Origin of the sequence: Pantoea sp. JK (genome assembly GCF_026130245.1) — a bacterium.
Lineage (GTDB): Bacteria > Pseudomonadota > Gammaproteobacteria > Enterobacterales > Enterobacteriaceae > Pantoea > Pantoea trifolii.
Genome location: NZ_JAINFN010000009.1, coordinates 258,584 through 272,264, shown reverse-complemented (window position 1 = coordinate 272,264; position 13,681 = coordinate 258,584). Strand labels below are relative to the sequence as shown.

Genomic DNA, 13,681 nt, shown 5'->3' with positions numbered 1-13,681 from the left:
TGAGTAACATAAAAAAATCCGTAATCCCTGTGAGATTACGGATTTTTGCAGAACTGGAGGATCGTTCAACCGATCATTTCGGGCTTAACTGATCGGCATTACGCCATAAATGGCGCCCCTACGACGATTCTGCGCGTTTTTGTAGGGTCGCCATTCATGGCGACCGCAACCAACATCACAATCCGGCAATCCGCTTCAAATCCGCTTCCGCACCCGGCGCAACCGCCAGCACCTGCGCGCCTTTCAGCAAACGTTCGCCTTCGGTGTTGAACGGGTGATACCAGCCACCCGCCTCTTTCACCAGGCAATAACCTGCCAGACAATCCCACGCATGCATATACGGCTCGTAATAACCGACCACACGCCCAGCTGCGACCCACGCCAGCATCAATGCACCCGATCCAATGCGGATAAAATTCCCGCCTGCCGCCAGCAGCGACGCAAGGATTTTCCCCACTTCATCCGGGCTAACGTGGCTGTTGGCACCAAATCCGGTGACATGATTTTGCAGCGTGCGACTGGCATCCACCTGCAAGCGCTTGCCGTTGAGCGTCGCACCCTGTCCGAGAGCGGCGACGTAACACTCCTGATAAGTGGGCGCGAAAATCACGCCAATCACCGGCACGCCGTCGTGTAGCACCGCGACCGACACGCACCAATTTGGCATGCCGTTGAGGAACGGACTGGTGCCATCGATTGGATCGACCACCCACGTATAACCCGATGAACCGTCCTGCAATCCATACTCTTCGCCGAGGAAACCGTCGTCGGCAAACTGTGCGCGAATCTGCTGGTCGATCATCTGTTCCACTTCGCGGTCAGCGCGAGATACCACATCCTGCAAATCGTATTTGGTCTCCACCACTAAGGTGTCGCGCTGATGGAAATACTCCAGCGCCTTCGCGCCACCGGCGCGTGCCACCTTCTCCGCTAAAATCAGGCGTGATAACAGCGGGTCATTGTCTAATTCACTCATTATCCATCCTTAAATTAACCGGCAATCAGGGCCAAACCCTGAGGTTTAAAATCAATCGCGACGTTCGATGCCAGCGGCAGCTGCTGCTCCATCTCGGCATCGACAATAAACAGCGAACCCAATTCAGTAGCGACTTCATATTCAATATGGTCGCCGAGCCACGTGCTGTGCGTCACTTCGCCGCGCAGTGCGCCCGCGCCTTCTCTGCGCAGCGTAATGAACTGCGGTCGCACCGACAGCTGTGCCGCGCCGGTTTTCAGGCCGTTGCCGCGCACGCGATAGCGCTGGCTGCCGAGCCGCACCAGCGCTTCGCTGCCATCAAGCTGCTCGACTTCGCACGGCAGAATATTGGCCTCGCCCATAAAGTCGGCGATAAACACCGAGTTCGGCGCGTGATAGAGACTTTCCGGCGCGCCCTGCTGGGCAATATCACCCTCTTTCATGACAATAATCTTATCGGACACCGCCAGCGCTTCTTCCTGATCGTGCGTGACGTATACCGCCGTGAAGCCGAGCCGCTGTTGCAAGTCGCGGATATCGGTACGCACCCGGCGGCGCAAACGCTCATCAAGATTCGAGAGCGGCTCATCCAGTAGCAGCACCTGCGGCTCCAGCACCAGCGCGCGTGCCACCGCAATGCGCTGTTGCTGCCCGCCGGAAAGCTCCGAAGGCAGGCGCTGGCCCTGATGTTCGAGGCCCACCAACTTGAGCCCTTCACGGGCGCGGTCCTGCGCTTCACGCTTATTCATGCCCGACGACTGCAAGCCATACATGATGTTGTCGAGCGCGCTCATGTGCGGGAACAGCGCGTAAGACTGAAACACCATCGCCACGTCGCGCTCATTGGCGGGCAAGTTGGTGACATCTTTGCCGCCAATCAAAATACGGCCAGCGGTGGGATGCTCCAGCCCGGCCAGCAGCCGCAGCGTGGTGGTTTTGCCGCAGCCGGATGGACCTAGCAGCGTCACCAGCGTGCCGGGTTCCACCGTCAGCGAGAGATCGGGAATTGCATCAAAACCGGCAAAGCGTTTCGAGACGTGTTCAAACACCACAGATCCAGCGGTTACGCGTGTCATACGGCTCTCTCCTGGGTTAAGGACGTTGAAGCTGGCGGAATTGCCATGTCGACCGGACGGGCCACGCGGCGCAGACGCCGTTCGCCCACCAGCCACTGGAACATGCCAATGATCAGCAGCATCACCACAATCAAGACGGTTGAGTAAGCAATCGCCACACCGTATTCGCCGTTTTCCACCAGCCCGACGATGTAAGAGGTTGCCATGTTGTACTGCGCGCTCACGAGGAAGATCACCGCACTGATCGAGGTGATGGCGCGTACGAAGGCGTAGACCAGCGCGGCGCTGATCGCCGGTTTCAGCAGCGGCAGCACCACTTTGCGCAGCGTGCGGAAGCTGTTAGCCCCGAGCGTCAGTGACGCTTCATCCAGACTTTTATCCAGCTGACTCATCGCCGCGATCCCGCCGCGCACGCCAACCGGCATGTTGCGGAACACAAAGCAGGCCACGAGGATCATCGCGGTGCCGGTGATCTCCAGCGGCGGCAGGTTATACGCCATTACATAACTTACGCCGATCACCGTTCCGGGAATGGCGAAGCTCAGCATCAGCAGGAACTCGAAGGTCTGACGACCGGCAAACTTCTGTCGCACAATCAGCCAGGCGGTGAGCAGCCCAACTATTGCGGTGAGCGGTGCGGCAATCAGCGCGATCTCCAGCGTGGTCCAGAACGAGTTCCACGCCACGCCGCTCCACAGCAGATGCCCGTCGCTGAAACTCACGCCAAAGGCGCGCACGTAATGTTCGATGGTCAGCGCATCATTCAATCCCCACGACTGTACAAAGCCGCCGACCACAATCATGCCGTAGATCACCAGCGTGAACAGGCCCCACGGAATCACCATGCCGTACACGCCAAAGCGCAGCACGCGTGGTAGCTGCACATGTTTGCCGCCGTCGCCTTTGCCGGTGACGGTGGCGAAGTTTTTGCCGCCGAGCCACCAGCGCTGCAGCATAAAGGCCGTCAGCGTGAAGCACAGCAGAATCATCGCCAGCACCGCTGCGCGGCTCGGATCGTTTTGCGCGCCGACCACCGAGAAGAAGATCTCAGTGGAGAGCACGCCGTGACTGCCGCCCAGCACCATCGGATTACCGAAATCGGCCATGCTTTCGATAAAGCTAATCAGAAAAGCATTGGCTAAACCCGGTGCCATCAACGGCAGCGAGACGCGCGTGAAGGTGCGCCAGCGATTGGCGCGCAGCGTTTGTGACGCCTCCTCCAGCGACGGACTTACGCCTTCCACCACGCCAATCAGCACCAGAAATGCAATCGGCGTGAACGATAAAACCTGCGCGATCCAGATGCCGGTTAAGCCATACAGCCAGCGGCCCGGTTCGATGCCAAACAGCGCCGCCAGATGTTCCGTCACCACGCCGGAGCGGCCAAACAGCAGGATCAGCGCCAGACCAATCACAAACGGTGGCGTGATGATCGGCAGAATCGTCAACATGCGCAGCGCTTTCTTAAACGGCAGCGGCGTGCGCGTGGCGGCTAAGGCAAACGCTAAACCCAGCAGCGTTGAGCCGGCGGCGGTCATCAGCGCCAGCCACAAGGTGCGCCACGCGGTGCCGCAGGTGCCACCCGACAAACAGGACAGGCTCCAGATCGACGGGTCCTGAATGTTGCTGATCAAGCCATCCGGTTTGAAGCTACCGTCCACATCCTGCACCGACACCACAAACATGCTCAGCACCGGATAAAGCACGAAGATGCTCACCAGCGCGGTGAGCAGCACCAGCGACGCCACCACAAAGGCATCACCTTTCATTACGCCGCGTTCGGCCAGCGCGAAGGAGAACAGCAGTAGGAAAGTGGTCAGCAACAGCAGCGCACCCGCGCCCATCGCCGGTTGCCCCGATGCGAGCGCGCCGAAGCGATTTTCCAGCCACAGCCAGCTCCAGCTGCTGTAACCAATCGCGTGACCTTCAATCACCAGAAACAGCACGCCAAGCGCGCTGAACAGCAGCAGCAAACGGCTGCGCGCCGCGCCCGGCAGGATGCCGCAACCGGCACACAGCACGAACAGCGCGATGGCGATAAGCAGCCACGGATGTTCAACCACTTGCCACAGCGCGGGCGCGTTGGCGCTGTCGCTCCACAGGCTGGTTAGCCAGCCGCTGCTGAAGAAACCGGCTTCCAGGCTGAACCACGGCAGCAGCAGTAACGCCACTGCGCCGATGATCAGCGCGCCTGTCAGACGGCGATTATTTGCATTCATCACATACCTCGAATTCGGGTTTTTGTGCGGTGCTTAACCAGGTCGCCATAAATGGCGACCCTACGGGACTCATCGGGTTTTGTTGGGTCGCCATTTATGGCGACCTTCCCACAAACCGCACCGTTCTCACTGCGCGCTGGCACCGATCTCTTTGTCCCAACGTCCCAGCAACGCTTTACGTTTGGCCGAATCCCCGTAAGTCTTGAAGTCGTAATCGATCAGTTTGATGTTCTCAAAGCGCGGCGCATACTGCGAAATCTCCGCATTACGGTTCGACGGTAGCTGGAAGGATTTGGCCTCTTTCATATGCGATTGCGCTTCGGCACTCAGCGCCCAGTCGTACCAGACTTTGGCATTGGCGAGATTGCGCGCCCCTTTGACAATCGACATCGATCCAATCTCATAGCCGGTGCCTTCGCACGGCGCGACGGTCTTGATCGGGAAACCGTCCACTTCCATCGCCACCGCATCATGCATAAACACGATGCCAACGGTGGTTTCACCGCGCGCCGCCGATTTCACCGGTGCCGAGCCGGATTTGGTGTACTGCGAAATATTGGCGTTGAGTTTTTTCAGGTAATCAAAGGCTTTATCCTCACCCATGATCTGCACCAGCGTCGCCAGCGTGTTGTAGGCGGTACCCGACGAATTCGGGTTGGCTATCTGAATTTCTCCTTTGAAGCTTGGGTCCAGCAGATCGGCCCAGCATTTCGGCTCTTTCAGCTTTTTCGACTCCAGCAGTTTGGTGTTGTAGCCCCAGCCGAGCGCGCCGGCGTAAATGCCCACGGTGCGATAACTGGAGTTTTCCGCCTGCTTCTGCGCCCAATCCTGCTGCTGATCGAGCAGCGGCGATTTGTATGGCTGCGTCAGCCCCTCTTCCGCCGCCTGCATATGCGGATCGCCGGTGCCCGCCCACCAGATATCGGTGCGCGGATTACGTGCTTCGCTGCGCAGACGTGCATAGGCTTCGCCCGCTGAGAGGCGCACCATACTGACTTTGATATCCGGATGCGCCTTGCTGAAGATGTTGGTCATGTGCTCGCACACCACCACATCGGCGGAGCAAACCATATTCAGATTACCCGCCGCCGAGGCGGCAAACGGCAGTGCAGTGCAACAGAGGGATAGCGCGATGGCCATTGAGGTGACTCGCATAGTGTTCTCCTGGATTGTAGGGTGGGTGCTTCATTGGCACCTTTTCTTGCACGTGTGTGCAAAGTAGTAATGAACAAGAAATGTCCTGTCAAACACCATACTGCGCAATTGTTAGGCGATGTCACAAAAATGCAACAAATGAGATCTAAAGCGGTTTGCACAGCTTTGCAATCTGAGGCAGACTCAGTGGCAGCCAGATTGTGAAGAGGTGTTGAGCATGCAGCATGAGAAAGCGGTGGTCAGTGCGCAGGATGTCGCTGAGCGCGCGGGCGTTTCGCGCTCGGCGGTGTCGCGCGCGTTTACGCCGGGCGCCAGCGTGTCACCGGCAACGCGTGAACGGGTGATGAAAGCGGCGGAAGAGTTGGGTTATCACGTCAATCATCTGGCGCGCGGTCTGGTAAGCAATCGCAGCAGCATTGTCTGCCTGATCGTCTCGGAGATCGCCACGCCCTATCGCGCCAGCCTGGTGCGCTGGCTGACGCAGTTTTTGCAGGAAGCGGGCAAAGTGGCGATGCTGATCAACACCGATCGCTCGGATAACAGCGTTTCAGCGGCACTGCAGCAGGCGATTAATTTCCGCGCCGATGCCTCGATCATTCTCTCCGGCATGCCGGATCGCACCATCACGCGCCAGTGTTATAAGCACGGCCAGCGCATCATTTTGATCAACCGCGATGAAGCGCTGCCGGGTTCGCTTAGCATTAATCTCGATGCAGAGAGCGCTGCACAAACGGCGGTGATGGCGTTTCAGCGCGCCGGTTGTCAGCATCTGGCGTTTGCCAATTCGCTGGCGGGCACGCCGAGCCTAAAAAAGCGTGAAGACACCTTTGTCGCGACTGCGGAACGTGCGGGATTGAGCGTGACGGTGGAACGCTTTGGCACCACATCGTATGAGAGCGGCCAGATTCTGGCGCACCGCTTGCTGACGCGTCATCAGCGGCCAGACGGGGTGTTTTGCGTCACCGATTTGGTGGCCTGCGGCTTTATGGATGAAGCGCGTCACCGCTTTGCCCTGCGCGTGCCGGAAGATCTGTGTTTGATCGGCTACGACAACATCGCGCAGGCTGGCTGGTCCTCCTATAATCTCACCACCTTTTCCCAACCGGTTGAGCAGTTCGCGCAGGATGCAGTGAAGTGGCTCATACAAACGAAGCAGGAGGAAACCGGCTTCACGCCGCAAGGTGAACAGCAGCACGACAGCCTGCTGTATCAGGCCGATGTGGTGTGGCGCGGTTCGGTGCGCGGCGGCTGACAAACGTCTTTTACCACGCCACGCAGCCAGCGGTGCGCGGCGTCGTTTTCCAGTCGCGGATGCCACAGCTGTGACACGGTCATTTCCGGCGTGGCGAACGGCAATTCAAACATCGCTAAGGTGGTGCTGTTTTTGATCAGCGGATGGTGAAGAAACAGCGAACGCGGCACTAAGGCGACAAGATCTGAATCCTGCGCCAGCGCCACCGCGCTGGAAAATGCCGGTACCAGCGCCGCGACCTTGCGCGTTAATCCGGCCTGCCGCAGCGCATCATGAATCGGCCCACCCAGCTCACCGCGCCGTGACGCCACGATATGACCAAAAGCGGCGAACTGTGCGATATCCAGCTGCTGCGTGAGCGGATGTCCGGCGCGCACCACGCCGACAAAGTCATCGCGAAACAGCGCCTGCAAACGAATCTCCGGGCCCATATTGCCCAGCACGCCAATCTCCAAATCGATGTTGCCTTCGCGCAAATCGCGCGCGCTTTTCTCTGGCTTGGGCACAAAACTGAGCCACGCGTGCGGCGCTTGTTCCGCCACGGCAGCGATCAGTGCGCTGCCAAACGCTTCGATGAATCCTTCATTGGTGCGCAGGGTAAAGCAGCGATCCAGCTGACGCAAATCCAGCGATTGCGCCGTCGGGCTTAACACCGCACGCGCTTCACTTACCGTGTGATGCGTGCGCTCGCGGATCGCTTCGGCATAAGGTGTCAGTACCATTTGGCGCCCGGCGCGCACTAACAGCGCATCGCCGGTGGTGGCGCGTAAGCGTCCCAGCGTGCGGCTCATCGCCGATTCGCTTAAGCCTAAGCGACGCGCAGCGCCAATCACGCTGCCTTCAATCAGCAGCGCATCCAAAGCAATTAACAGGTTGAGATCGGCATCATTCATGCGGTTTATCCTCGCCGATTCGACGCATCGAGACAAGGCGTTTGGCGCAGGTTAATACTGTCAATGCTGCGCGTTCCGCCTGCCCTCACCCGGCGCTACACTCTATCCATCGCAAACACCGAGGAGAACAACATGAACATTTTACTGATTGGCGCATCGCGTGGATTGGGTTTGGCACTGGCGGAAACCATGCTGCAGCGCGGTTATCAGGTGGTCGCCACCGGACGTGAAAATTCGACAGGGAATTTACAGCAACTGGCCGATCGCTTCCCCGCACAACTTACGGTAGAAAGCGTGGATATCAATGAACCCGAACAGGTAAAGGCGCTACATGCGCGACTGGCAGATCGCCAGTTCGACATGCTGTTTATTAACGCGGGCGTGAAAAATGACGATCGCGAAACCATCGCCGATGTCTCAACCAGTGAGTTTACTCGTGTGATGGTGACCAACGCGCTGAGTCCGCTGCGGGTGATCGAGACCTTCAAGGATTGCGTCACGCCCAGCGGCACCATCGCCGTGATGTCATCCGGCCAGGGCAGTTTGACCAACAACACCAACGGCAATTACGAGGTGTATCGCGGCAGCAAAGCGGCGCTGAATATGTTTATGCGCAGCTTTGCCGCGCGCAGTGGCGGCGAGCGCACATTATTGCTGATGGCGCCCGGCTGGGTGCGCACCGATATGGGCGGCCCGGAAGCGCGCCTGACCATAGAGGAGAGCATCCCGAATCTGCTGAATACCATGGAAAGTTACGCCGGACGGCGCGGAATCCATTATCTGGATTATTTAGGCCGCGTGGTGCCGTGGTAAGCGAGCAGGTCGGCATAACGGTCGCCATAAATGGCGACCCTACGGAATTCCCGCCGCCCTGTCGTAGGGTCGCCATTCATGGCGACTTTATCAAACCTTATTCATTATCAACCCGCGCAGCACATCCCGCAGCCAGCGGTTGGCGGCATCTTCGCTGCACGCGTTGTGCCACAGCAGCGACACCTCATAATCCGGCATGCTGATTGGTACGGGCGCGGCACTCAGGCAGTAAATTCAGGTCGATGCGGGCAAAATCATTTTCGTTGATGCTTTGCATAATTTTAATCGATTTAAATAATGACCGTGCCGCCAGTATAGTGAGGCTTCTTCGCTGCAACCAAGCAATAAGGAGCACCTCATGATGACTCGCGTCGGCGATTGCCTGATTACCAAAGTGAGCGAACAAACCGCCATCTTCCCAATCGGCGTGCTGTTTACGCCGCATCGCGCGGAAATGAGTGATGAATTAGCCAATCAACCTGCTGAAATGTCGATTCACAGCTGGGTGGTGCGAACCGGCGAACACACCATCATCATCGATACTGCCACCGGCAACGGCCGCAATCGCGATAACAAACCGCTGTTTCATCAGCTGAATACGCCGTATGCCGAAAATCTGGCGCGCGCGGGCGTTGACCCGGCGGCCGTGACACTGATGCTGATGACACATATTCATACCGATCACGTTGGCTGGAACACCCATCAACAAGACGGTGAATGGCAACCGATGTTCCCGAATGCGCGCTATATCTGCTCGGCGCGGGAACTGGCGCATTGCCAGCAAAATCCGGCGGCGCAGGAACTCTATCGCGATAGCATTCTGCCGTTGATCGAGAGCGGACAGCTTGAGACCATCAACGTGCAGGATTCCCCGCTGTTTGCGGGCGTGCTGCGCTATCTCTCCACGCCGGGTCACAGTGGCGATCATGCCTCAATCGTGCTGGAAAGCGCCGGTGAATCGGCCATCTTTGCCGGCGACGTGATGCACAATGCCATCCAGTTTCAGTATCCGCACTGGAACTCACTGTTTTGCGAGGATAAAGCGCTGGCGGCAACGTCGCGGCAACGCGTGGTGGACTGGTGCGCACAACATCAGGCAATCTGGTTCAGCACCCACTTTAATGGCAGCTCGTGCGGACGCGTCACGCGCGACGGGCAATGGATTCCGCTGGAGGTTTAACCTGATGCAATACGCCGATTATCTCACCGCGTCGATTAACGATTTACAGCAGGCGCTGACGCAGCGCACGGTGAGCGCTCGCCAGTTAGCCACCTACGCGCTGCAGCGCATTGGCGAGGTGGATCAACCGCGCTACAACGCCATTACCTGGCTGTTTGCCGATCAGGCCTTAGCAGCGGCGGACGCCAGCGATGTGCGTCGCCAGCGCGGAGAAGTGGCGGGTCGTCTGGAAGGAATTCCTGTACTGATTAAAGACAATATCGAAGTACAAGGCTGGCCGACCAGCGCCGGTTCGGTGTTGCTGCGTGAGGTTATCGCCAGCGACGATGCGCCGTTGGTTACTCGATTGAGAAAGGCAGGCGCGATTCTGATCGGCAAAACCGCGATGCATGAGCTGGCGGCGGGCATTACCGGCGCGTCATCGTTGAGCGGTTTTACCCACAATGCGTGGGTTGAAGGCCGCTCGCCGGGTGGATCGAGCAGCGGTTCCGCCGTAGCGGTCTCGGCCGGTTATGTGCCGCTGGCGATCGGCAGCGATACCGCCGGATCGGTGCGCATTCCGGCGGCGTTTAATGCGTTGTTTGGACTGCGCATGACGCGCGGCGCCATCAGCACCGACGGCATCGTGCCGCTGTCGCCAACTCAGGATATTCCCGGCCCGCTGGCGCGTTCGGCGGCGGATCTGCGTTTAGCCTCTGAGATTTTGAGCGGGCAACAGTTTGCGAAGAGCGATGAGCCGCTGCGCATCGGCATCTGGCAGGAAGGTTTTGCTGCCGATGAAGCCGAGATTAATCAGACGGTGCGCGCGGCGCTGGCGGATTTCGCGCCGCGTGAGGTGAGTTATCCGCAGTTGGAGACGTTGGCGGCTGACGCCAGTATCATCGGCTACGAATTTGCCGGAGCGCTGGCGGCATATCTGGAAGATAAACCGCACGCACAGAGTCGCACGCTGGCAGAAGTGGTGGCGTCAAAGCGCTACCATCCTCAGCTGGAAACGGTGTTTACCACGCGGGCGCAGCATCCGGGCGTGGCGAGTGAAGGTTATCCGCAGGTGCAGCAGCGTCAGCGCGATCTGTATCAGCAGCTGGCTGAATTTTTCGCTGCGCACCAGATCAATCTGCTGGCTTATCCAGTAGTGCGTCGTGCGCCGGTTAAGCACGGTGAGATGCAGGAAGGCAGCAACGCGCTGATTTCAGCGGTGACCGGTGCGCCAGCGATCAGCATTCCAGCAGGATTTAGCAATGAGGGTTTGCCGATTGGGCTGGAGCTGCTGGCGCTGCGAGGACGGGAAGATTTGTTGCTGAGCGCGGCGGATAGGTTTGTTTGCTAGCGCCGCCCTCACCCTGGCCCTCTCCGAGAGGGAGAGGGGATGATTAGCCGCTAAACTGCACATTCGGTTCCCTCTCCCGCATGCGGGAGAGGGTTAGGGTGAGGGAAAACCCGCACTACCCGTGCAACGTCAATCCCTTGATCGCCTTATCCACCGCTTTCTTTGGACCGCGCAGCGCAATGCCGACCAGATTCAAATTATCGGCATCCTCCGCCATAAAAACTTCGCGGTTCGCCGCGTCGTGGCCGGTGGAGAACATCGCTTCAACATAAGGAATAATGGTTAACTCTCGCTCTAATCCCTGACGATGCGCGCGCTGTAAACCGGTTAAATCCCCGGCGAACACCAGCATCGGCTGGCCCGCCATGTTGCCGTACTGTCGCGCTTTGGCATCAACATAGGGTTCGCCCATCATCTCGGGCGCGGCGGATGCCACGCCGGTGGCGAGAAACGCCACCACATTCAGGCGCTGCCAGGTGGCTAAATCATCACGTACGATCAGGGCGATTTTGGTATCAAACATCTGCAACAACTCTCCAATGACAACGAAAACCTCATCATCTAAGAGCGGACGGGGAAGCGTATAGAACGTTTGTGCACTGACGTTGATAAGCGGCGGGCGTCATGCGATAGGCGCGCTGGAACCAGCGGCCGAGATGGCTTTGATCGGCAAATCCTACCTGCGCTGCAACGTTTACCGGCTCAATGCCCTGTGCCAGCAAGGTGCGTGCGCTGCGTAAGCGCAAACGAACCAAATAGGCATGCGGCGATTGACCGAACGCCTGTTTGAACTGGCGCGTCAGGCGGAAACGATCGATGCCGGAAAGGCGCGACAGCTCATCCAGTCCAATATCCTGCGCCATAAAATCGTGCAGATAGTCGCGCAGCAGCTGCATCTGACGCATCGCTTCGCTGTGCTGCACGCTGGGTTTGGTATCCAGATGGCGCGATAGCATGGTAAGCAAGTGATCGAGACTTTGATCGCGCGCCAACCGCCCTTCGCCCTGATGCACCGCAAACCAGGCTTGCTGAATGGCGCTGGCTAACAGCGCATCGTCCGTCAATGTGTGGCGAAAAGCGCCTTCGATATTCGACACATCGCCCAATCCGCGACGCTGCATCATCTCCGCCACCCAACTCTGCGGCAGATAAAGCATCACGTAGGTGAAACCCTCGGCGTCCGGCGCGTGTCCATCGTGAACCGCGCCTGGTTCAATCAGAATTGCCCGTCCCGGCGTGCTGGTGTGCAGCGAACGGTGGCAGTTGAAGCGTTGTAAACCTTGCTGCGTCACGCCCACCAGCAGTTCGTTGTGATCGTGCGGATCGTAAGCGTGTCCGCGAAAATGCGCGTTGACGCTTTCAATTCCGGTCTCATCGTCACGACGAAAATCAACCCAATCGTTATTGGCTGGCATAAGCATTCTCACGCAGAGATATCAGGCATAGCCTAGCAGCCGAAACCACAGATAATCCAGCGGTAACAGCAACACCACGCTAAGCAGAAAAATCAGCGCGCACAGCTGCAAACCGGCCTTCGCCGGAACATTGCCGAGCCCCATCGCCACCACCACCGGCGATGCCTGATACGGCAGCAGCGGCGTAGCGTAGGCAAACACCTGCAACATGATCACGGTGAGCAGCGGAAAGCCGGACGCATTCGCCAGCTCTTGCGCCATCGGCGTCACCATCGCCGGCACGCCGTTGGCGGTAAGCACAAAATTCAGCAACGACACTAGCGCATTGAGTACCGCGAAATTGCTGAAGGATGGGTGTTCGTGCAGCGGCAATACGCTCAGCAGCGCGTTGGCGATCATCCGTCCCAGACCGGAATCCACCACCAGCGTGGCGACGCCGAGAATCCCGGCAATATAGATGCAGGTGCGAAAATTCACCCCGCTGGCAAAGTCCTCGCTGGAGATAAACCCCACGCGCGGCAGCAAACAGATGCAGGCGGCTGCCAATCCCACCCACGCAGCCGGTAAGCCGTGCACGCTGTCGGTCATCCACAGCAGCAAGGTGACCGCCAGCAGGCCAATCAAGCGCCACTCGCTGCGGCTGAGCGCGCTTAAGCTATCGCGCTGTAGCACCGCTTTAGGCTGAGCACGAAACAGCAACAGCAGGCAAGCAATCAACAACAATCCTTTAGCGATGCCCACCACCGGCATGTGCAGCAACCACCATGGCAGCCATTGCAGATGTAGCTGATAGGCGCTCTCCGCCGCGCCGCTCAGCACCAGATTAGGCACGTTGGCGGGCAAAATACTGGCGGAGAGCTGGAACGTGCCAAATCCCAGCGCCAGCGCCAGGCCAATACTGCCGCGACTGCCCGCTTTGATTCCTGCGCGTTCGCCCATCGCCAGCACCACCGGCATCAGCAGCGCGATGCGTCCCATATTAGAGGGCATGACAAACGCCAGCAGATAAGTCAGCAGCACGGTGCCTGCAATCATGCGCGGCCAGCTTTGGCTGAGCGGCACCACCAGCCAGTTGGCCCAGCGCTGTGCAAGGCCGACTTTGCGGATCGCTGCGCCCAGCACAAAACCGCTGAGCACCAGCCAGAACGCCGATGAGGCAAAGCCGCTGAATACGCTGCTGGCGGGCGCCAGCTGTAGCAACATCGCCGCCGCGAAAAACAGCAGCGCGGTGACGTATTCCGGCAAACGCGCGCTGGCCCATAGCAAAATGGTGGTGCCGACCACCAGCGCGGTGAGCCAGAAGTTGAGATCTGTGGTCATTGGTGAACTCCCTTTCTTTTCCAGGTCGCCATGAATGGCGACCCTACGAGTG

12 protein-coding genes are annotated in these 13,681 nt (G+C 58.7%); 4 read left to right on the top strand and 8 right to left on the bottom strand.

What is annotated here, in order from left to right; all coding sequences use genetic code 11:
• Positions 1–175 precede the first annotated feature (175 nt).
• The 4 genes from PanJK_RS19435 to PanJK_RS19420 all read right to left on the bottom strand — a co-directional run bounded on the left by PanJK_RS19435 (position 176) and on the right by PanJK_RS19420 (position 5,426).
• Positions 176–976, bottom strand: a complete 801-nt coding sequence (locus PanJK_RS19435) for an inositol monophosphatase family protein (protein WP_154183011.1) — start codon at positions 974–976, stop codon at positions 176–178.
• 14 nt (positions 977–990) lie between these two features.
• Positions 991–2,052: an ABC transporter ATP-binding protein gene (locus PanJK_RS19430; RefSeq protein ID WP_265302181.1), complete on the bottom strand. Its 1,062-nt coding sequence runs from the start codon at positions 2,050–2,052 to the stop codon at positions 991–993.
• Positions 2,049–4,271: an ABC transporter permease gene (locus tag PanJK_RS19425; RefSeq protein ID WP_265302179.1), complete on the bottom strand. Its 2,223-nt coding sequence runs from the start codon at positions 4,269–4,271 to the stop codon at positions 2,049–2,051. The genes PanJK_RS19430 and PanJK_RS19425 overlap by 4 nt, the downstream gene beginning before the upstream one ends.
• Positions 4,272–4,397: 126 nt before the next feature.
• The gene (locus tag PanJK_RS19420; protein WP_258145403.1) at positions 4,398–5,426 is read right to left on the bottom strand and encodes an ABC transporter substrate-binding protein; all 1,029 of its coding nucleotides are present in this window, start codon (positions 5,424–5,426) and stop codon (positions 4,398–4,400) included.
• A 217-nt stretch (positions 5,427–5,643) separates the two neighbouring features.
• On the opposite strand from PanJK_RS19420, the gene PanJK_RS19415 reads away from it, so the two are divergent.
• Entirely contained in the window at positions 5,644–6,678 is a 1,035-nt protein-coding gene (locus PanJK_RS19415) for a LacI family DNA-binding transcriptional regulator (protein WP_265302174.1), read from the top strand.
• Here the strand turns inward: PanJK_RS19415 and PanJK_RS19410 are convergent.
• Positions 6,636–7,571, bottom strand: coding sequence for a LysR family transcriptional regulator (locus PanJK_RS19410; protein WP_265302172.1), 936 nt, complete (start codon positions 7,569–7,571; stop codon positions 6,636–6,638). The two genes, PanJK_RS19415 and PanJK_RS19410, sit on opposite strands and share 43 nt — an antisense overlap.
• A gap of 132 nt (positions 7,572–7,703) precedes the next feature.
• On the opposite strand from PanJK_RS19410, the gene PanJK_RS19405 reads away from it, so the two are divergent.
• From PanJK_RS19405 to PanJK_RS19395, 3 genes are all read left to right on the top strand, one after another.
• Positions 7,704–8,384, top strand: coding sequence for an SDR family NAD(P)-dependent oxidoreductase (locus PanJK_RS19405; protein WP_265302170.1), 681 nt, complete (start codon positions 7,704–7,706; stop codon positions 8,382–8,384).
• Between the two features lie 358 nt (positions 8,385–8,742).
• Entirely contained in the window at positions 8,743–9,564 is an 822-nt protein-coding gene (locus PanJK_RS19400; protein WP_265302168.1) for an MBL fold metallo-hydrolase, read from the top strand.
• A gap of 4 nt (positions 9,565–9,568) precedes the next feature.
• Positions 9,569–10,894 (top strand): amidase, encoded by a 1,326-nt coding sequence (locus PanJK_RS19395; RefSeq protein WP_265302166.1) that lies wholly within the window; start codon positions 9,569–9,571, stop codon positions 10,892–10,894.
• Between the two features lie 115 nt (positions 10,895–11,009).
• Here the strand turns inward: PanJK_RS19395 and PanJK_RS19390 are convergent, their stop codons facing one another.
• The 3 genes from PanJK_RS19390 to PanJK_RS19380 are packed head-to-tail and all read right to left on the bottom strand — an operon-like array spanning position 11,010 to position 13,629.
• Complete coding sequence (locus PanJK_RS19390; RefSeq protein ID WP_265302164.1) at positions 11,010–11,417, bottom strand: DUF2000 family protein; 408 nt, start codon at positions 11,415–11,417, stop codon at positions 11,010–11,012.
• 34 nt (positions 11,418–11,451) lie between these two features.
• Positions 11,452–12,309 carry an AraC family transcriptional regulator gene (locus tag PanJK_RS19385; protein WP_256698545.1) on the bottom strand — a complete coding sequence of 286 codons (858 nt, stop codon included), beginning with the start codon at positions 12,307–12,309 and terminating at the stop codon, positions 11,452–11,454.
• 21 nt (positions 12,310–12,330) lie between these two features.
• Positions 12,331–13,629 (bottom strand): SLC13 family permease, encoded by a 1,299-nt coding sequence (locus PanJK_RS19380; RefSeq protein ID WP_265302161.1) that lies wholly within the window; start codon positions 13,627–13,629, stop codon positions 12,331–12,333.
• Between the last annotated feature and the right edge of the window lie 52 nt (positions 13,630–13,681).